Raw genomic sequence first — 20,450 nt, 5'->3', positions numbered from 1 at the left:
GGAGATTCGAAGGACTCACAAGTTGGGAGTGGTTCAGATGAGCAACGTGGAAGCAACCTCCGAGGCGATCCGGTGCGGAGGGCAGACCGGAAGCGCGACCGGGGTCGACGTGCTCTCGGCGCGCGATGTGCCGCTGGGCGGACCGCGGGCCCTGGAAGTGCGTCGCACGATCCCGCAGCGGGCGCGGACGCTGATCGGAGCCTGGTGCTTCGCCGACCACTACGGCCCGGTCCGGGTCCCGGCGACCGGCGGCATGGACCTGCCGCCGCATCCGCACACCGGCCTGCAGACCGTGAGCTGGCTCTTCAGCGGCACGATCGAGCACCGCGACAGCCTCGGCACCCACTCGCTCATCCGCCCGGGCGAGCTCAACCTCATGACCGGCGGCCACGGCATCGCCCACTCCGAGGTCTCCACTCCGGACACCACGGTTCTCCACGGTGTCCAGTTGTGGGTGGCCCTGCCCGAAGCGGACCGGAATGCCGGGCGCGACTTCCAGCACCATGTCCCGGAGCCGGTGCGGATCGACGGGGCCGAGCTGCGAGTCTTCCTCGGCTCGCTGGGAGGCGAGACCTCACCGGTGCGGACGTTCACGCCCCTGCTGGGCGCGCAACTCGACCTCGAACCGCACGCGGCGGTCACGCTGTCCGTCGATCCCGGCTTCGAGCACGGCCTGCTCGTCGATGCCGGTGACGTGCACCTGGACGACACCGCGATCCGCCCGGCCGAGCTCGGCTACGTGGCGCCGGGCGCCGACACCCTGACGGTGACGAACCGCTCGGACGACCCGGCACGCGCCATCCTGCTCGGCGGCCCGCCGTTCGAGGAGGAGATCGTCATGTGGTGGAACTTCGTCGTCCGCAGCCACGAGGAGATCCTGCGGGCCCGCCAGGACTGGGAGACCGCCTCCGACCGCTTCGGCACCGTCGAGGGCTACGACGGGCACCGCCTCCCGGCGCCACCGGTGCCGGACGTGGTCATCACGCCACGCCGCAACCCGCCGGCCCGCACCGATCGGGCTGCGGGCGAGACCGCGGGAGAGGCTGCGGGCGAGGCTGCGGGCGAGGCTGCGGGCGATCCGATCGTGCGGCGGGTCGACGACGAGCGGCTCTACGAGATCACCCTCGACGGTGTCCGCGTCGGCCTGACCGCCTTCCGCGACCACGGCGACGAGCGGATCTTCTACCACACCGAGGTGAGCAAGGACGTCGGTCGTCGTGGCCTCGGGTCGCAGCTGGCCGCAGAGGCGCTGGCCGACACGCGCGCAGCAGGAATGCGGATCGTGCCCGTCTGCCCCTTCATCGCGAGATTCGTCGAACGACACGCCGAGTTCGCCCCCGTCACCGACGCCGTGACACCCGAACTCCGCCGGTGGCTGGCGGCCGAACTCGCCGCACCGGACGGGAGCTGAGCGGCGGACCGGCAGGTGCGGGCTCGCGCCGACCCGTTGCGTGAGTCCGCGCCTGCGTCCCAGCACACGAAGGAGAACGATCCATGGGTCTGTCCGGCGAAATCCTCCTCGCGCACTACGAGCAGCCGCTGGAGACGATGCCATTCCTGGCCGAGCAGGTCGAACAAGACCCTGTCGCGTCCATCGACCCGTGCTGGGCCAACGAGCACGGATGGCAACTCGTCGAGGTCGGGCCCGCGATCGTGGGCGAGGACCTCTTCGCCGACCTGGCCGAGCTGATCCGCATCACCGGCGCGCCCGTGGCGATCGCGACCGTCAACGACAGCGACTGGACCTGGATCACCGGCCAGGCCCCGGGAGGCGAACCCTGGCACGCAGCGACCCACCCGGACACGCTCATCGCACACATGAAGGATGACGCCTTCCTCCGCGAACACCTCATCGGCGCGCAGGACGCCACGTTGTTCGGCGCCGAGCTCAAGGCCCGGGTACCGCAGACCGCCAGTGACATCCTGCACTGGGCGCAAGCCGCCGGGTTCACCAGCGGACGCCAGGACACCATCGAGAGCCTGCTGCGCGCCAAAGACGTCTTCGCCGAGGGCCTCTGGCACGACATCCTCGAAGAGGCTTCCCCTGCGCCCCTTTCACCGAGTACTGACCGCCGCTCGACCGCACGCATCCGCTGGACCGGTTCTTCCTGCTCTCAGGCGGGACCATCCGGGGTTCGCGGCTGAGCGAAGCCACAGGCTGCGTCGGCTCTGATGGATCCGCCTCGGACTACTCCTGCAGCGACGGTGCGCGGCTTGGCAACTGCGTGGGGACCCTTCAGCTCAAGCCGCAGCCGCGCTGGCACCTCATCCCGGCGTTTTCACCCTCCCGGTCAGCCTGACGGGGCTCCGATGACGGACAGGACGGCCCACCGGTAGAGGGGCTCCTTGTCGTGCCGGCCTTCGCGGAGGATCCGGCAGAGCACAGCCGGCAGGTCGCTGTCGTGCGTGAGTTCCGTGTAGAGCCGCCTGAGGCAGTCCGTGGCCAGTCCCTCGTCCGCATCCATCTCGAACGACGAGGACACCACCTGCTGGACCCCCGCGGTCAGTGCCGCGAGAGCGAGACCGAGGGGTTCGTGCGGGTCTTCTCCGCCTGGGTACCCGCTGTGGCACGAGGCGAGAGACAGGAAGCGTGGTGGTTTCCGCTTGCCGTCCAGGTAATCGGAAGCGGACAGCACCGGCCGGTCTCCGTCCAGTACGGCCTGCGCCATGCCGGGCTTGCGGTTCCCGTGCGCCGCCAGAACCGCGGTCCGGAACCGGTGACCTCCGCGGACGAACGCCTCGCGAACCTCGGTGGGGTCGCTCAGTTCGACGGTCTCCCCGCCATGGTGTCGGAGCGCATCAATCTCCGGTGCGACGATCCCCTGGTCAGGCGCAAGCCAGGACACGGCACCGGTGCCGTGCTCGGCGTCCACCACGCGGCGGTTCGCGAGTTCGACGAAGAAACGGATCGACGGCGCAAGGACGATGTCAGCCCTGTCGACGAGGAGGCCGGCGCCGTCCTCGCCGAGCGGCACTCCTGCGAACGGGACTGCCCACATCCAGGACGTGGGGACGATGACCAATCTGACCGGCGACGACGCGTTCCTCAGCGCCGCGGCGAACTGCGGCGGCAGGAGGCGCCCCACGGGATGCAGGTCGGAGGTGGTGAGATCGACGCGCTCCGCCAGGCCGGAGTTTCCCGGGCTCACGAGCGTGTCACGCAGGCGCACCAGGTCCTCGTCGACCTCGGTGACGGCGACGGCGCTCTCCCCCTCCGACGAGCGCCAGACCGCGATGACCACGTCTCCCGTGTCGTCAGGAACGGTCACCAACGCCAGGATGTCCTGCTCTACGGCCACGATGGCCTCCCAGTCGACCGGGACCGCCCCCACGGCGGAGGCGAAGAGGTCAGAGGTATGCCGTCCCAGCTCGGCGTAGAGAGACTCCAGCCGATCGGTCAGCGCCTCCGCCGAAAGACCGGTCAGCGCTCCTTCGGCCTCCGCGGACCGCACGGCGCGAACGACCCTCGCGCCCGGTGTTGCGCCCAGCAGTACCGAACTCGTACGGTCGATCTCGGCGAGAAGCGCTCGCACGTCGTCGGGCAGCGCCTGGGTCTCGCTGCGTAGCAGCCCCGCCAGACGCTCGGTGCGAAGACGTTCGACGAGCTCGAGGGCAAGGTCCGCATCATCCAAGCGGGCAGCGAGTACCGCGGCCCGCTCGTAGTTGGAACGGGCGACGAGTCCCACGTTCCCCCGGGCGGAACCTTGCGAGACCGCACCCCTGATCGCCTCCGAATGACGCAGCATCGATCGGATCGCGTCCAGCGCCTCGTCCGCGGCACCGGCGGCATAAGCCGCCTCCGCGCGGCACGCCGTCGCGGCCACCGCCATCGCCGTCGCCTCGCAGGCGATCGCCCTCGACTCGGCCTCGACGTAGGCAGCCCGGGCAGCCTTCCATCGCCCTGTCGTCCGGAACCTCTCTCCCTGAACGAGCTTCTCCAGGGCCATGTCGAACTGGTTCGCGACGTCGGCCGACAGCCGGCGTTTCAAGGGCCTTCCCACAGCCATCAGATCCAGCACGCCGATGTGCCACTCGATGCTGCGCTGGCCGGGTTCGAGTCCCGCATCGCGATAGGAACGTGCTGCGCGACGCAGATCTCGACGCGCAGCGGTGACCGCGGCGATCAGGCGGGGAGTGTGCCGGACCGAGCGAATGGCCCCGCCACCACCTCCGCGAGCCAGGGCGAGCCGTGCCTGCGCCTTGTAGTAGTTGCCCGTACTGACCCTGTTCCCGCCGGCCGCCGTATACAACCGCATGTACTCGTCAAGCTCGTCCGCCGCCTGGTCGAACTCCCCTGCCGCCAGGTGGAGGTGTGCGAGCGGAAGCAACATCTCGGCTCGCGTGATCGAAGGGCGAGTGTCATCGACCTCCTCGGCCAGCATCGCCTCGGCAGCCTGCCAACGGGCCGAGTCGGGCGCGGCACCACGCTGGAGGATCTGCCCGAGATAGGTGACGGACAGCAGCCGCAGGTCGACCGAACCGATCTCGACGGATCGTGCGCGGACTTCTTGGAGCAGGTCGATCGCCCGGTTCTCGTCCCCGCCGGCGTTCCATGCCCGGGCCACGAGAACATCGGCGAGTCCCGCAAGGTACTGATCACCGGTTCGTCGATGGGTCTCCGACGCCACACCCGCGAATCGTCGGGCGGCATCGTGCTCACCGTCGATCAGCGCCCACGCCGCACGTTCCCGCTGCAGGTCGGCAAGGAGGTCCTCGTCGCGGACCTCGACTGCCGTCCGCTCGGCGGCATGGAGCGTCGACCGCTCGGTTCGTCCCACCGTGATCCGCTCGCAGCGCGCGAACCCGAGCTGCGCGGCAAGGCGTCCTTCCCGGTTCCCCGCCTGATCCCATGCTTGATAGGCAGCACCGTAGAGGGTCCTCGCCCGCTTCAGATCATCTTCGTTCCATCGCAGGTTCGCCTCGGCGAAGGTCAGCAGCACATGGTCCGGGCCATCACGGCGGACAGTCTGAAGAACGTGCGCAGCCTCGGGAAGGCGTCCACGCCTCCGGAGCACCTCGATCAGCTGGACCGTCTCGATTCCCTGAGGACGCAGGAGCCGTTCCGCTGCGGCGAGGTCGGTGCCTGCCAGCGCCCAGCCCGATGTCGCCGGGCCGGAGCCGACCGGATCCAGGCCCGGGTACCTCATGCGCCCTTGTCCTCGATCTCCACCGAGGCCTGGCCGTCAACCTGGCTCCTGGCGATCTGGGCGATCTCCTGCACACCCTTGCCCGTCATCCCGCCGAGGACATCAACGACGGCCTTGACGATCTCGAACGTCTGGTTGGGCAGTTCTTGCACGTGAACCGTCACGGTGCCGTCGACGGCGTGGACGATGACGTACCCGTACGCGAGCCCGGTATCGCGACGGGCCACCTGCTCCGCATCCGGCCGCAGATCGATCACCTGCCCACCGAGAAGCCGGTCGTGCCAGCGCTCCACCACGAACGAGACGACGGGCACCAGTCCGACGAGCGCCAGGAGCAGCACCGGATCCGGCGCCCGGACGCCCACCCGCTCAACCGCCACACCATGCTCAACGCACAGCGCCCGCAGGTACCGCTCCCCCTCCTCGTCGACAGCGTCGACCGTCTTCCGAACCGTCTCCGACCCCATCAGTCCAGCGCCCCTCTCCGATGCGGCGACAGCCGCGTTCGCCTTCGGCCCCACACTTGCTACCTAATTGTCGCTCTTGTCCGATCGTAGCCGTCGGCGGACATGCGCGCCCGGGGAACATGACAGGCTCTAGCCCCGGACCGTCATGAGCCCGACCTGCTCGGTGAGCCGTTCCGTCTCGGCCGTGTCGACGACTCCCTCGACGAACGCCTCGAGCCGCAGGGAGCGGCCCGACCTCGGCTCCCGGGCGGTCAGGGTCAACCGGCCGTCGAGGGCGATGTCGAAGGTCAGCTCGATGACCGACCCGGCGGGGAGCGTGCCGAACCCGCCCAGCTCGCCGTCGATGACGCGTCGGTTGCGGTCCACCTCGGGCACCGCGACGGCGCCCGCCTGCTCGAAGATCTGGATCCGCACGCTCTCCTGGTCGTCGAGGATCGTGCCGAGCCCGCCGACGACGACGTGCGCGGGCAGCGCGGTGTTCGCCGCGACCACGTGGTCCACGAAGGAGCGCTGGCCCGCCGGGTCGTGGCTGTCCTCGACGAGCACCCCGATCGCCCGCGGCGTGGCCGGGGTGACGCCGACCGCGAGCCCGGTCCGCCCTGGGTGCATCGTCTTCCGGGCGGCGGGCGGCGCGACGTCCTCGCTGAGCAGGGCCGCGTAGCGAGCGGCACCCTTGGCGACGGCGAGGTCGGGCTCGACGAGCCTCGGAGCGCGGCCGAAGCGCGCCGTGAGCCGGTCGGCCAGGGCCGGGAGCCGGCTCGACCCACCCACCATGATCACGTCGTCGATGCTTCCCACGCCCTTGGCCCGGGCCGCGTCGAGCACCCGCTCGACGATCTCCGTCGTGGTGTCGGCGAGGTCCTCGCAGGCGGCGGCGAGGTCGTGCCGGTTGAGCACCACCGTCGCCCGGTCGCGGGCCGTACGCACCGTCAGCGAACGGCTCGTGACCCCGCTCAGGCTTCGCTTGGCTGCCTCCACGTCAAGGCTGAGCTGCCCGAAGAGCGTTCGGTCCCCGGTCAGCTCCTCGTAGTCCTCCGGCGCGAGCTGCTGCTCGAGCTGCTCGAGAACGACGCCGAGCAACCGCTCGTCGACATCGGCTCCACCGAGACGGTGGTGCCCGTCCGTCGCGACGACGGTCACGGCACCGTGTTCGACCTGAAGCACGGTGGTGTCAAAGGTCCCGCCGCCGAGGTCATAGACGAGGACCGTCTGGGAGATCTCGGTGCTGAGCCCGTAGTGGACGGCGGCGGCGACCGGTTCGTCGAGGAGCGCGAGGACATGCAGTCCGGCGATCTGGGCTGCCTGCCAGGTGGCTTCGCGCTCGGCGGTCCCGAAGAAGGCCGGCACCGTGACGACGACCTTCGGCTCCGGGGCGTCGGTGGCCGCGGCGACGAGCTGACGCAGGATGAGAGCGGAGATCGCTTCGGGGGCATGCACCTGGCCCGCTACATGGACAAGGCTGTCCGTGCCCATGCTGCGCTTGATCAGCACGACGCCGTTCGCCGGGTCGAGGGACGCGAGATCGCGAGCCTCGCTGCCGACGACGACGCCGCGTGACGTCTCGAAGTACACGACCGATGGCGTGATCTCCTCGCCCGACGCGTTGGGAAGCACCCGGACCTCACCGTTCACGTCGAGCGACGCGACCACGGAGTTCGTCGTGCCCAGGTCGATCCCGAGGACGGATGGCCCCATCACTGCGCTCCCAGCTGGCCGGCGGTCCAGTCGACCGCGACGGCCATCGGGCCACCCAGGACGGCGAGCGGGCCGTGGCCGCCGAGCCCGAGCCCGAGGATCGTCAGCTCCGCGACGACAAGGGCGACAACGACGGTCCGGTGAGCCTTGTACGAGGGTGGCTCGGTGATGGTCATCCGTTCAGCTCCCCACAGGTTCCGGTGTCTTCTCGGTGGTCCGGCCGGGCTCCGTGGCGCCCGGGACCCGTGATCGGTGGACGCCGAGCAGCCAGTGGAACGGTGCACCGGCGTCATGTCCGAGGTCGGGTGGGATGGTCGAGGACACGGCGAAGTAGCTCACCGCCGCGAAGTCGGCCCGCGCGCCGGCCACGAGGTTGTGCAGGCCCTGGTCCCGCAGCCACGCTGCGAGATCGGCATCGTTCGAGGGCACGTCGACCCCGGCACGTCGCAGGAGGTCGATCTTCGAGACGACGACGGCGAGCCGTTGGTGCCGTGCCTGCGTCGTGGCCCGGATCCGCTGGACGACCTCGCTGTACGCGGTTTCGACGCTCCCCGTGGAGGGGTGCTTCCGCACGAGCGCCGGCGCGGCACGGGCCGCGAGACGCACCACGGGTTCGAGCGCGAACGGGTCGACGACGAACACCAGCCCGTGCGCCGTGGAGAGGAATCCGTGGTCGTCGTGGAGTGACCCGTTCCGGTACCTGTGGCCCGCGACATCGAAGACGTGTACGTGTGTCGCCGAGAAACCGCCCCGGAACTGCACGACGGCTGCCGGACGGGCGCCGCCCCCGGTCGGGTCGAGATCGGAGTCGTCGAGGATCCTGTCGCGTTCCTCTTCGAGGACCAGGCCCGCTCCCGAGAACGAGGCCTCGACCCCGGAGGCGGTAGCGGCGCTGACGAGTCGGTGCAGCCCGGCGGCGACGAGTCGCGACTTGCCGGCACCAGGGTCGCCGAACACCGCGATCCGCACCTGGGTCGCGACACCGCTGAGTCTCGGGAGCGTCTCACCGCATCGCACGCAGACCGGGTCGAGGTGGTGGGAGGCGCGGACGACGGTCAGAGGGAGTCGTGTGCCGCACTCGCACCGGCGCCAGAGAACTCCCAGCAGTCCGGGCCGGACATCGGAGTGCGTCGCCCCGCAGCCGCCGCACCGGTAGGAGGGCCGTGCCATGACGTAGTAGCACTTCGGGCAGGAGGCACCTCGACGACCTGTCACGGCGTCAAGGACGTACAGCGTGATCCTGGCGAGGCCTCGTAGCGGCCTGCCCACCCCGTTCTGGAGCATGTGGGCGAGGGCGTAGGCCACCATGATGACGAAACCGAAGAACTCCGCCAACAGCACGGTCCCCCCGGAGACGGCCCCGAGCACGATGGACGCGCCCCCGGGAATCGCCGCGATTCCGAGCCACCATATCGGGACGTCGGCACTCGCCACGGCGATCCATGCGACGAGGGGCAGCACGACGACTGCGAGAAAGCCCCACTTCCACAGGAACGCCATCGCCACGCGTGAGAGTGTCCAGGCTCGCCCGTAGCGTCTCCGGATGTCCTTCCCCAGCAGGTCGATGTCCGTCCCGGGCTGCGAGACCAGGTACCCGGGCCAGGCGCGGTCGCGGACCCCACCACCCCGTACCGCACCCTCTCGCGTCCGTCTGCGGAACTCCTTCAGGTCGACCGGCGCCGGATGCAGGTAGAACACCCGGGCCGTGGCCGACACCGCGATGGCGACCGCGAGAGCCAGGCCCAGGCCGACAGCCGCTACGGCCGAGATCTTGAGCGTGCCGAGGACGGCGGGCCCGAGGACACCGGAAAAGTAGGAGCTGGTCATGAGTCCCCCTCGTTCCGGCTCGGACGCGCTCGGAATCCGAGTCGGGGACGACGGCCGCCGGGGGTCTCCGGCTCGCGTGACGCAAGCTCGTCGGAGACACGGCGCTTGCGCGCGCGGGGAATCGCGTCGTCGGTCAGCCAGGCCCGCCCGTGTGCTGCGGCGACCGAGCCGTCGGCACCGTCGAGCCGGCGTTCCCACGCGACGAGGAACTCGGTCGCGACCCTCTCCGGCAGGTCGCGGAGCAGCACGCCGCCGAGCCACGGGACGAAGGCTTGCATGTCCGTGGTCACGAGCTGCTGACCCGCGAGCTGGGCGGCGGCGCCGTCGAGGCCTCGTGCGCCGCGCATCGGGTCCGCGAGCCGGGCGACGTCCGCGCCGCGGCCGACCACCGCCGCGGCCTCGACGAGATCGCGCACCACCCGTACCGCGCCCAACGCCTTGCGCAGGTTCTTGTTCCGGTCGAGGACCCCCTGGGTGTCCTTGCGGATCTCGAGGCGCAGCATCGCCCTGAGCGCGGCGAGGCCGGGATCCCGTCCCTGGGACCCCAGCGCACGGAGGACGGCGTCGAGCAGCCTGGGATGAGCAGCCGTGGTGGTCGGCAGCTGCACGATGACGTCGAGGGCTCCGGTTCCGTCCAGCAGCGACCAGTCCGCCAGTGCGCCCTGGTACGCGAGCGCGAAACGGGCGTCGGACGCGGTGTGCCGCAGCGCCTGGGTGATGCGGTCACCGCGGTCCGTAGAGCCGAGAGTCGCGGCATACGCGGCCTCGACCTGCGCGGAGAACTCCGTCCCGTGCTGCCCGACCAGGCCGATCAGGTCGCCGGCGACCCCTGGCAGGGCAGCTCGCAGCGTGGCCTTGTCGCCGGACGAGTGCGCGTCCGCGAGCAGGTCGGCGACATAGCCCAGGACGTACGGCCCCGCTTCTCCCCAGGTGCTTGCTTCGTAGCGCGTCGCGGGCACCGCCACCCACGACCGTGCCAGGTTGACGAGACGTGACTCGAGCGCCGGTCTCATCTGCCGTCGCGTCGCGTGGGCGACGACCGGCTGCCAGGCGCCGTGCCGTGCGGACACGCCGAGCAGGAGGTCCAGCTCGGCGTCCCGCGCCCGCAGGATCGCGTCGACGAGCCGCTCGACCGCACCCTGTCCGCCGCCGGTGCGCAGCGGCAGTGCGGGGAGGGGTTCCGCCGGGCAGGCCGTCCCGGCGGCTGCGAGCCGGATCTCCGCGTCCAGGAGCCGGGCACGGGCGGCGACGGGTTCGACGCCGATGCGACGCGACGTGGCGAGTGCGTCGATGACGCGCAGCACGTCGACGGACGAGTCGGTGGCGCCCAGCAGCAGCCTGGACACGCTGTCGCCGTGCGCCCGGACCAGTGCGTGGTCGGCCCGCAGGAGCCAGCGCCCGAGGGCGGCGACGTCGTCGGCCGGTGCCTCGCCCGAGCAGACCGCCCATGCCGTGACGCGCGCGTCCGGCCACTCCTCGAGCGCACCCTCGACGCCGGTGCCACTCCACCGTGCGGCGAGCTCGACGGCCTCGAGGACGTCGTACGGCTCCTCGCAGGTCGCGAGCTTGTCGACCCAGAAACCTGCCCGGCTGCTCACCGGCACGTCGTCGGACTGCTCGATCGTCGCGTCGATGACGAACGTGCGGCCCTGCCGGCCGGGCACCACGTCCCGGTGGAGGTCGGCGGGGAGTGCCGACACGGTGAACCGGGCGTCGTTCGCGCCGTCGTTGAACACGCAGAACGAGGTCGCCAGGGCTCGGGCCATCGGCAACAGGAGGGTCGCCGCGGCGATCCAGGTCAGCGCCTGCTCGGGTGTCTCCGCGCGGATCAGGACGCGTGGGGTCGCCCCCTCCAGCACGCTGAGGAACCGTGCGAGCACCGGGCCGCGACGCTCGTCCTTCCGCAGCCACTCCACGACGGCGTCCCGGCCGAGCTCACCCTCGTCGATGTCCGGGAACTGCGGGCACTGCGTGCCTGGCCACGGGCTGTCCCGCCAGAACTCCGCCTGCCAGAGCTGTGCGGGCCGCACGACGCCATACGCGTCCGCGTCCCGTGCGAGCAGGCAGTCGGTCAGGAAGTTTCCCGTCTGCCGTGACCCGCTCACCTCCGCTCCCAGGTACCGGCCACGACCCGTCGCGTAGATCCCCGTGGTCGTGACGTGCATGAGAGACCGCGGGAACTCGTCGACCGGCTTGCGATCCGCGACCCATCGGGCCGCGACCCGGTACTGGACGGACATCGCCGCGCCACGAAGGTCGACGTCCGTCCCCGAGGACTGCGCCTGCACCTGGTAGCCCGAGGTGCCGTCGTATCCCTGGCCGACGGAGCAGTCCGTGTACAGCAGGCGCTCGAACACCGGACTCTTCATGCCGAACGCACCGTCCCCTGCTTGGCGAGGAGCCACAGCACCGGGTCCTCGACGCGGTGCGGCCGGACACCGCCCGGCGCGGTCCGGGCCGCGTCGTAGTCCGGTTCGGCGCCGAGCGCCGACACCCCGAAATAGCGGAAGTCGCGGTAGTTGAACCTCAGGTGCTGGTCGACGTCATCGGCGCGCCAGGAGTGGAGCAGCGCGAGCATGTGCTCGTGGACGGCCTCGCCGTCCGCCTCCCCGTAGGAGGCCTGGTCCGTGCTCCGCGTCATGAGCGGGTTGCTGCGGTCCATGAGGGAGAAGAAGGCGTCCATCTTGGTGAACACGACGGCGAGGGGAAGGCCGATCTTCTTGCCCGGCTTGACCTTGTGGACGACCCTGAGCAGCTCGGTGACCCGGCCGAGGACCTCGAGTGCGGTCTGCTCGCTCGAACGCTGGACCGCCTTCTCGTGCAGGCTGACCGACGACCGCGCACCCGGCAGGGAGAACGGGTCGAGCGCGAGCACGAGCCCCGAGCACACCGTCAGGTAGCGGAGCGTGAAGACGTCGCCCTGCTTGCCGAAGTCCTCGCCGGCGGAGTCGACGAACGACAGCAGCGTGGACCGGATCCTCGTGCCGCGCAGGATGCTGGTGTACTGGCCCTGCCACAACATGACGAGGGAGTTCCGTCGGGCAATTGTGTTGGGCGGGGTGCCGGGCGGGAGAATGCCGTCATCGAACAACGGGTCCTCGCGCTCCATCTCGTACTCGGACACGCTCGCGAAGCCGTCAGGATTATCCGTGGCGAACCGCACGGAGGCGGCGAAGCGCCGGCTCACGTTCTTCCGGAGCTCCTTGACCAGCGACGTCACGTACACGGTCTTACCGCTGCCCTTGGTGCCGACCACGCCGACCATGGGGCTGTCGGACCCGACGAGGGCCTCCGGGACGGCCATGTGGCACTCCGGGCAAGCCCGTCGCAGGATCGTACAAGCGCACTTCGGGCACGACTGGACGGACACGTCGGCCACGGCTCGGAACGTCGGATACGTCTCGTCACTGCGCTTCAGCAGGGCGATCCGGGCCTCGTCCGCGTCCGTGACGCAGGGGACCCGGCCGTTCCCCGTGCACTGGTACCAGAGGGCGGCCGTGTTGATCCTGTTGAAGCAGAACGGACACGGAGCGGAGGGCATTCAGGACTCCTTCAGGAAGCTGGTCGGTGGGTCGACGAGGCGGGCGTTGCCCTCGGTGATGAAGCAGAGCACCCAGTAGGGGCGGGAGAAACCCGCCGGGACCCTGACGCTCTCGACGTGCGGGACCCCGGCTCGCAGGTCGAGCCGCCGGTCGAGGATCGGCACGCCGTCGTCGACCGTCAGGGGCTTGACCACCCCGCGCGACGCCACCATCACGACGCGGACGCCGGAGCAGTCGCGGGGTGCGGTGAAGGTGACCTCCTTGGACCGCCCGCCCCATCTCCCCAGGGACGGGCTCGAGGCCACCTGGTAGCGGACCTCTGCGCCGCCACCACTGTCCACGGTCCGCACGACCGGCGGGCCCAGGTGCGCCTTCTGGCCCACCTGGACGATCGGGCGCACCGTGACGTCGGTGAGTCCGATCCCCAGCGGCACCCGCACCCCGCCGTGGTCGTCGTACTCGGCGCGGGTGCACCTGACCAGGTCGCTCTCACCCTCGCTGTCCACGACCACCTCCGCCGACGCGGCGCCGGCAGGCCACGTCCAGGCGGCACGCAGATGGTCGGCGAAGACGGTGACCGTCAGGTCGCGGACCGGATCGACGACCCCGACCGTCGCCGGCCTGCCGACGACGATCCCCGTACCACCTGTGGAGAACGGCACGATGTGGTGGACACCCGCCGGGAGGCCGGCCTCGAGGCTGGCCTCGCCCCGGACGGTCTCCGTCGCGCCGGCGACGTCGGCGCCGAACCGCGCCAGATCGTCGGCGCTCACTACGGCGCCCTCGGCCCAGCGGGGTGGCGTCGCCGCATACCGGAACCGCACGGGCGACCGGTCGGTCGTCCGCCAGACGAGCAGGACTCGCGGCTGGTCGCCGCGCGTGACGGTCCGGGCGCGCAGGGTCGTGACCGGTGCGGCCTCGGACCGGGGCGTCGCGTCGATGCCCGACGTCGGGGCGTGCACCTCGCGCCCGTCGGCGTCGCGGTAGACCGCGGTGACCTCGATCCGGACGGTCTCACCCTCGCGCAGCCCGTTCAGACGGACGCTGTCGCTGCGCACCGGGAGCATGACCGGTGCGGTCCCGGGGTCGTGGCGCATCGCACGGACCGCGACGGCAGCCGGGTCGATGGACCAGTGCACGACGACCGAGCTCGCCCCCACGTCCGCGCGCAGGTCACGGACGGGCGGGAGCACCATGACCGATCCCGTCACGGGCCGGGACGACGGGCGACCCTGCTGCACGGCGAACACGGAGTAGAAGGCCTTGCGACCCGCCGGCGGCTCGGGGTCGAGACCGCTCGTCGCGTGGTCCTCGCCGACCCGCTTGCCGTGCGCGGGAGTCGGCGGTGCCGAACCTGGGTCGCGGCACACGACGTACCGCACGTCGTCGTGCCCGACGCCAGGTTGCCAGTGCAGGCGGACCGCGCTGCCGTCGACGCCGAGCCGCAGGTCGCGCGGTGGCAGCAGCGGGACCGTCGTGAGCAGCTCGTCGGCGTCGTCCACGCTGACGTCCGCGACGTCGCGGACGGCGACCGCCGCCGCCGCCTCGTCCCCTGCCGCGAGCAGCTCGCGAACCCGGGCGACTAGACCCTCGGCCTCCGCCTTCGCCTCCTTGAGCCGCTTGAGGGCGGCCCTGTTGACGGTCGTCCCGGTGAGGGCCTGCGCGACGCGGTTCGCCTCGCGCAGCCTGCCGGACGCCAGCAGCTCCAGGACTTGCCCGGCGCTGGTGCGGGTCTCGCCACTCGCGAGCTGGTCCGCGAGGGAAACCGCCAGGACCACCGCTTCCAGTGGATCGAGGCCCGCACCGATCAGCCGGTCACGTGCGCGCCCCGGGCTGACGGCCGCATCTTCCCGCACCTTCTGCACGAGGTGGTAGAGCGCGGTCTGGCGGAGGTCCGCGCCGGACCGCACCGCCGTCCGCAGGAGGGTCAGCGCGTCACGTCTCGCGTCCCACAGGGAGGTGGTGGGCATGGAGTCGGCGTCCTTGGAGCGCGCGGAGACCGCCGACTCCGTGAGTTCGAGCGCCCGGCCCGAGAGCGCCTCGAACCGCGACAGGATCCGGAACGACCCCACGTCGGGGTGGACGAGGTGGACCACGGACGGGTCCTGGGCCAGGTCGAGGGCGTTCGCGAAGCTCTTGTACTGCGCGAACGGTGGGTCCTGCGGCAGCCGGACGGCGTCCACGACCGCCAGGCCTGCGGCGGTCGCCGCGGTCGCCGCGCGCTGCGGCCCGAGCCCGTCCGGGGTCGCGGCCCGTTCCAGGGCGCCGCGGGTGACGACCCCCAGGTCGCCGTAGTGAGCGCGGAGCACCTTGACGAGTTCGTCGGCCGCGGCCGAGGCCGCGTTTCCGTGCAGGTCGACCTGCTTCTGCCACCACTCGGCCTTGAGCATGGCACTGCCGTGCTCGTCCTGGAGCTTCTCGTCCGCGATCCGGCACTTCCTGCAGAACTGGGCCACCGGCGTACCGTTGACGGCACCGCCGTTGCTCTGCCAGACGGCACGCACCTCCTTGAGACGCGCGGCGATCTCCACGTCGCTCGACGGGAGCTTGATGGCATACCGCGCCAGCAGGTCGTCGTCGAGACGCTTGTCCTTGCGCCGTGCCTGCGGCTCGAGGTAGTCGGTCCGGTATCTCGCGGCGTCGAGCACCATCGATCGCTCCCGGCCGTCAGGAGATGACCGTCAGGGCCGCGACGTCGGCCTTCGACCGGTCGACCTCGGCCTTGTCCAGAAGCTTGACCTCGGCGTGGACCTCGACGTCGTTGCCGCTGCGCGGCTCCTTGGCGTGGACCGTGACGAAGCCCTCGGCGGACACGGCGAAGTACACCTCGATGGGCGAGCCCGCAGGCAGGTCGTACTGCCCGAGCCCGCTGATGGGACCGGCCGCGAGGCGGCTGTTCTGCCGGAGCTCCCGTCCGGGCGCCCCGCCGGCCTGCTCCCAGATCTCGATCATGACCGAGTCCTGGCCGTCGACGACCGTGCCGGGGACGAACGGCTCCGCCTCGAACGGAAGGGCCGTCTGCGGCTGGACAAGGTGCTCGACGTAGTCCTCGTCCCGGGCCGTGTCGAGGAGCATGATCCCGACCGCCTTCGGGAGCACGTTCTCGACCGCGACGCGCCCCAGCCGCTCCGCCTGCTCGGGATCGATCCCGTAGGTCTCCGCGAGGCTCGTGGCGGCGGCCCGCTCGACGGCCTCGGCGGTCGAGCGCGTCCCGTCGGGGGCAGGCGTCGCGTCGTCGACGATCTCCCGGAACGCCTGGCCGACGGCGTACAGCGCCGCGCCCTTGGCGACGGCGAGATGGGGGTCCGTGAGCTGCGGGGACCAGCCGAACTCCCGCCCGAGCGCGGTCTTGACCACGGGCATGAGGGTGGACCCGCCCACGAGGAGAACATCGTCGATCTCCCCGGTGATCCCGGGAACCTTTGCCTCGGCGGTGGACAGTGCGCGACGGGTGATCTCGACCGCCCGCTCCAGGAGATGCCGGGTCATACCCTCGAACTCGTCCCGCGTCACCTCGACCTTGAAGCTGCCTCCGTCGGCCCGGAACACGACGACCGACGACGTCCTGGTCGTCAGCTTCTTCTTCATGCTCTCGGCCTCGTCCCACATCCGCTGCAGCAGGTCGTCGTCCATCTCGAAGTCGGGCCCGAACTCGGCCTCCGCCTGCGCCTGGAAGTGCTCGACCAGGGCTCGGTCCCAGTCCGCACCACCGAGCAGGCGGTCGCCGTCGACCACGACTACCCGTACGGACGAGGCGGTGACCTGGAAGATCGTCACGTCGAACGTGCCACCGCCGAGGTCGAACACGAGCAGCGTGCGATCGCCGGAGTCCTTGCCCAGCCCGTACGCGAGCGCTGCCGCCACAGGCTCCGGGACGATGCCCACGACATCGAGCCCGGCGATCTCGCCCGCCTGGCGGGTCGCCGACCGCTCGAGCTGACCGAAGTACGCCGGCACCGTGATCACGACCTTGCTCGCCGTGCCGCCCATGTCGCCCTGCGCGTAGGAGGCGAGGTACTTGAGGATCAGCGCGGAGATCGCGGGGGCGGAGTGCTCCCTGCCGAAGAACGACCTGCGGTACGCCTCATTGCCCATCTCGCGCTTGACGAGGGACACGACCCGCCCGGGCTCGACATGCGCCATCTCCTTGGCGGCATTGCCGACCACGACGTTGTCCTCGTTCTCGAAGAACACGACGGACGGGGTGATCTCGCCGTTCGTCGTCTGGTCCCGCACCACGACGGGCCTGCCCGCGTCGTCGATGTACGCGATCACGGAGTAGGTGGTGCCCAGGTCGATCCCGAAGATCCCGGCCTGCTCGTCCGCCATGTGTGTCACCTCTCGTTGTCGTCCGACGTCGTGTCGCCGTCCACCGGGGCGGCGACGTACACCAGCACCTCGGCCGGGGAGAGCAGACCGTCGGTCTCCAGGTCGCGGTAGACCGGCCGGCGGACCTCGGCGACCCGTCCCACGGAGCCCACGTCGGGCGCGACAACGGTCCGGCGAGCCCGGTGCCGACGCGGGTCGAACGTGTCGCCGACGCCCGGCGCCTCGACGACGATGCCGTTGTCGTCGAGCAGGATCTCGACCGTCTGCGCGAAGCTGCGCAGCAGCCTGCCGGCTTGCACCGAGTCGAAGTCGGCGGGCAGGGTCTCCGCCTGGCGCAACAGGTCGTCCCTCAGCCGCGCGACGGCCGTGAGCGCCGGCCGGAGCACCCCGCGGCGCTCGCCGGTCCTCAGCCGCTCGACCTCGGCGTGCAGGTGGTCGATCACCGCCTCGCGATGCGCCGCACGCTCGTTGAGCCGCTCGATCTGTGCGGTGAGCCGTGCGAGTTCGACCGCCACGGGATCGGGCTCCGGCGCATCCGCAGGTTCCGTGGGGGACGGCGTGGTGGGGCCTTCTGCCTCGAGCTCGGTCACGTCTCACCTCTCGCGTCCCGGACCTGTTCGGAAGCATCCGCGCCGTGTGCTGGAACAATGACATTAGTAGTCCCAGGATCGGGTGGGAAGGGTGAAGTCAGACTTGCAGGGGTCATCGGTCTTTTTACGGACAATCGACTCTACGGATGATTTTTGCCCTGAAGGCTTCCGCCGGCCGTTGTCCATCAGGACCATGGACCCATGACTGCCGCCACCTGGACGCGACGCGTGTTCTCCACGACGGGCCTCACACAGGCACCGCCCGGCCCGCATCTCGAGGCGCTCCAGCGACGCTTCGGTGGTGGCACGGTCATGCTCATGATCGACGTCTCGGGCTCGATGGACGGGCCGCCGATCCTGGAGGCCGTCCGCGGGGCGCAGGTCTTCGTCCAGGAAGCGCTCGCGGCCAGGTACCAGGTCGGCGTCATGCTCTGGAACACCGCCGTCGTCTCGGTCTGCGCCCCGACCGCTGACGGACAGGACGCGCGAGCCCTGTTGGCTCCGGTCCGGTCGGCGTGGGGCGGCAATGCGCTCGACGGGCCGCTCGTGCACTGCCAGGAGATCCTCGACGGTTTCACCGGAGACCGGGTCGTCGCGCTCTTCGGTGACGGCGACATCAGCCCGGAATCCGCCGTGCTCACGCAGGTCGCGCGCATGAAGGCGGACAACATCCGCTTCGTGACCCGGGGCCTCGGCGCGTACGCGGCGGCGGCGTTCGCGAAGATCTCCGACGAGAAACCGCAGGACGTCCTCATCGACTCCGCCGCTGGTCTCGCAGACGGGATCGCCAGCATGGCGACCGGGCTGCGCACCAGGCGCTGACCCGGCCAGGCAGGCTGCGTCTCGGACGCTCAGCGCTCCGTGGCGAACGCCCGTTCCGCGAGTCCTCGCGCGCCCAGGGCACCGAGGCCGAAAGTGATCAGGATGGCGAACCACACCGCGTAGAGGCTGACCATCTCCACGGTGTAGCCGGCCGTCGCGCTCCCTGTGGCAAGCGAGAGGACGACGAGGCCGACGGCGCCGACCACCACGGCACAGAGCAGGCTCAGCACGCCGGCGGGTCGACAGACGACGCCCAGCGTCGCGGCGACGACACGCATCCGGAAGGCGACGGCGACGTCGATCCCCAGGACCCAGCCGACGGCCACGAGCGCGGCCTGGACGGGGAGCGGCTCGGCAGCGGTGTAGGTGGTGGCGTGACTCCAGAGCTGTTCCCAGGTGAACGAACTGCCATCGGCGATGTTGCGGCCGTTCGGGAGCGGCTGCGACATGGCCACCGAGAGCCGGAAACCCGAGTAGACGGCGGCGACCACGAGCGCCTGGCCGACCGTCAGGAGGGCGAGGCGCGTCGGCCGGAGCGCGGCGATCCGGTCGGCGATCCGTCCGACGGAAACGGCGCCGCGGCCGATCGCCCGGGCGGTCTTCACCCACTCCGCCACCGCGAGCGCGACGACGAACGGCGCCAGCACCAGCGCGGGCACGCCGAGCCATTGGAGCGTCATGAAGGCGACGTCGGAGGGTGAGGGGACCTCGGGCACGATGTCGATCGTAGGACCCGCCTCAGGCCCGTGACCAGGATGAACCCCGGGACACTCCGATCCGGCCTCGCTTTTTGCCGTCCGGCCCTGGCGCGCCGAGCGCAACCCCCGATGACGGGCATGAAAACGCCCCTCACCTGGTGTTTCAGGTGAGGGGCGATCTGTCGGGCTGACAGGATTTGAACCTGCGACCCCTTGAAGGTCTCGCGGGCTCCCGGAGCCGACCAAACATCTCTAGAAGCTCTTGGATTTCTTTGGAATGGTGCGCGTCGGCTCATACCGACGGCTGGCAGCCTAGCGGGTTCGTCCGGGTCCGCTCGGGTTGTATCTGATGAGCTTCTGATGACCAGTCGGTTCCTGGCTGCGCGCTTCTCGCGCGCCGCGGCGGGCGAGCATGACTGCGGAGTCGATGATCGGTGCTGGCGTCCCGAGCACCAGTTATGACCGAAGCCAGCCGGAGCCCCTGCCCGAACGGGAGGAGTGTGGATCTCGGCGCACGGAGCGCTGGAGGCGCCAGAAGCCCTGCACGCTTTTACTCCTTGGACCAGGCGCCCCAGCCATCTCGCCACTCGTTCACGGAGAGTTCTCCGGTCCGGCTCAGTGCGAGCACCTGGTTCGGGGTTCCGTCCGCGAAGCCGCCGGCCACCGATGTCGGTCCTGCTCCAGGAACGCTCATCCAGGCCCAGTCGGACCAGTCACTGCCCAGGCGCCAACGGTGCCGGATTCTTCCGCTGACGTGCACCGCCCACAACTCGGATCCGTCAGTCGACAGGTTCGCATCGACCAGCCCGTCCTGGCCCGCATACTGCCACGGGCGCCAGGCGCCATCGACCCAATCCTTCGCCCAACAGCGCCCGACAGTGTCGACGACGACGAGGTGCTGATATCCGATCCTGTCCGAACCGGCTGTCACGGATCGCGCGTTGACGCCGTCCGGTAGCTCCATCAGCGTCCAGTCGGACCAAACATCGCTGTGAGTCCAACGGTGGAGCAGGAGCCCGCCTGCAAGGACGACCCACATCTCCAGGTGACACAGCTCGAACGACGAGATGGCGACGTTGGTCGCGTTGACAAGTCCAAGACGTTCCCATTCGAGCCACCCCTCATCGAAGCGTCGGGTCCACGTCCCGCCGTCGGCGTCCGCGGCGAGCAGTCTGTAGTCCCAGTCAGGGCGCGAGCCTCCTGCGACCGATCGCATCCCGGCTATCGATGGCAGATCCATTTCCTCCCAGCCAGACCACCCACGCTGCCCGCCAGGGCTTCGGCAAAGTCGTGGCTATAGGAGCGGTGTGAGGGTGTCTTTGCTGTTGAGACG

The 20,450-nt window shown here is 70.4% G+C and carries 15 protein-coding genes; 3 read left to right on the top strand and 12 right to left on the bottom strand.

The window, feature by feature from the left end; genetic code table 11:
- The first annotated feature begins 37 nt into the window (after positions 1-37).
- Both ACYVK5_RS19180 and ACYVK5_RS19175 read left to right on the top strand, forming a co-directional pair.
- Positions 38-1,411 carry a pirin family protein gene (locus ACYVK5_RS19180; protein ID WP_460707569.1) on the top strand — a complete coding sequence of 458 codons (1,374 nt, stop codon included), beginning with the start codon at positions 38-40 and terminating at the stop codon, positions 1,409-1,411.
- An 83-nt stretch (positions 1,412-1,494) separates the two neighbouring features.
- Positions 1,495-2,145 (top strand): hypothetical protein, encoded by a 651-nt coding sequence (locus ACYVK5_RS19175; RefSeq protein ID WP_460707568.1) that lies wholly within the window; start codon positions 1,495-1,497, stop codon positions 2,143-2,145.
- A gap of 146 nt (positions 2,146-2,291) precedes the next feature.
- On the opposite strand, the gene ACYVK5_RS19170 is transcribed toward ACYVK5_RS19175, so the two are convergent.
- The 10 genes from ACYVK5_RS19170 to grpE all read right to left on the bottom strand — a co-directional run bounded on the left by ACYVK5_RS19170 (position 2,292) and on the right by grpE (position 17,597).
- On the bottom strand, positions 2,292-5,147 hold the full coding sequence (locus tag ACYVK5_RS19170; RefSeq protein ID WP_460707567.1) for a CHAT domain-containing protein: 2,856 nt from the start codon (positions 5,145-5,147) through the stop codon (positions 2,292-2,294).
- Positions 5,144-5,614: a hypothetical protein gene (locus ACYVK5_RS19165; RefSeq protein ID WP_460707565.1), complete on the bottom strand. Its 471-nt coding sequence runs from the start codon at positions 5,612-5,614 to the stop codon at positions 5,144-5,146. Before ACYVK5_RS19165 ends, ACYVK5_RS19170 begins: the two co-directional genes overlap by 4 nt.
- A gap of 129 nt (positions 5,615-5,743) precedes the next feature.
- A complete protein-coding gene (locus ACYVK5_RS19160; protein ID WP_460707564.1) occupies positions 5,744-7,309 on the bottom strand; it encodes an Hsp70 family protein in 1,566 nt (521 codons plus the stop codon).
- The gene (locus tag ACYVK5_RS19155) at positions 7,309-7,485 is read right to left on the bottom strand and encodes a hypothetical protein (protein WP_460707563.1); all 177 of its coding nucleotides are present in this window, start codon (positions 7,483-7,485) and stop codon (positions 7,309-7,311) included. The genes ACYVK5_RS19160 and ACYVK5_RS19155 overlap by 1 nt, the downstream gene beginning before the upstream one ends.
- Positions 7,486-7,489: 4 nt before the next feature.
- Positions 7,490-9,136 (bottom strand): TRAFAC clade GTPase domain-containing protein, encoded by a 1,647-nt coding sequence (locus ACYVK5_RS19150; protein WP_460707562.1) that lies wholly within the window; start codon positions 9,134-9,136, stop codon positions 7,490-7,492.
- Positions 9,133-11,505, bottom strand: coding sequence for a GAP1-N2 domain-containing protein (locus ACYVK5_RS19145; RefSeq protein ID WP_460707561.1), 2,373 nt, complete (start codon positions 11,503-11,505; stop codon positions 9,133-9,135). The genes ACYVK5_RS19150 and ACYVK5_RS19145 overlap by 4 nt, the downstream gene beginning before the upstream one ends.
- The gene (locus tag ACYVK5_RS19140; RefSeq protein WP_460707560.1) at positions 11,502-12,677 is read right to left on the bottom strand and encodes a hypothetical protein; all 1,176 of its coding nucleotides are present in this window, start codon (positions 12,675-12,677) and stop codon (positions 11,502-11,504) included. The genes ACYVK5_RS19145 and ACYVK5_RS19140 overlap by 4 nt, the downstream gene beginning before the upstream one ends.
- Positions 12,678-15,329 carry a fibronectin type III domain-containing protein gene (locus ACYVK5_RS19135; RefSeq protein WP_460707559.1) on the bottom strand — a complete coding sequence of 884 codons (2,652 nt, stop codon included), beginning with the start codon at positions 15,327-15,329 and terminating at the stop codon, positions 12,678-12,680. It lies immediately after the preceding gene.
- 16 nt (positions 15,330-15,345) lie between these two features.
- Complete coding sequence (locus tag ACYVK5_RS19130) at positions 15,346-17,007, bottom strand: Hsp70 family protein (RefSeq protein WP_460707558.1); 1,662 nt, start codon at positions 17,005-17,007, stop codon at positions 15,346-15,348.
- A 5-nt stretch (positions 17,008-17,012) separates the two neighbouring features.
- A complete protein-coding gene (grpE, locus tag ACYVK5_RS19125; RefSeq protein ID WP_460707557.1) occupies positions 17,013-17,597 on the bottom strand; it encodes a nucleotide exchange factor GrpE in 585 nt (194 codons plus the stop codon).
- A 201-nt stretch (positions 17,598-17,798) separates the two neighbouring features.
- Between grpE and ACYVK5_RS19120 the strand changes: the two genes are divergently transcribed.
- Complete coding sequence (locus ACYVK5_RS19120) at positions 17,799-18,419, top strand: vWA domain-containing protein (RefSeq protein ID WP_460707556.1); 621 nt, start codon at positions 17,799-17,801, stop codon at positions 18,417-18,419.
- A 29-nt stretch (positions 18,420-18,448) separates the two neighbouring features.
- Here ACYVK5_RS19120 and ACYVK5_RS19115 read toward each other — a convergent pair whose 3' ends face one another.
- Positions 18,449-19,135, bottom strand: a complete 687-nt coding sequence (locus ACYVK5_RS19115; protein ID WP_460707555.1) for a hypothetical protein — start codon at positions 19,133-19,135, stop codon at positions 18,449-18,451.
- Between the two features lie 532 nt (positions 19,136-19,667).
- Positions 19,668-20,333 carry a PLL family lectin gene (locus tag ACYVK5_RS19110; RefSeq protein WP_460707554.1) on the bottom strand — a complete coding sequence of 222 codons (666 nt, stop codon included), beginning with the start codon at positions 20,331-20,333 and terminating at the stop codon, positions 19,668-19,670.
- Positions 20,334-20,450: the final 117 nt, after the last annotated feature.

This window comes from Myceligenerans halotolerans (genome assembly GCF_054782975.1).
The sequence above is the reverse complement of the archived record's forward strand: the minus strand, read 5'-3'. Positions and strand labels throughout refer to the sequence as shown.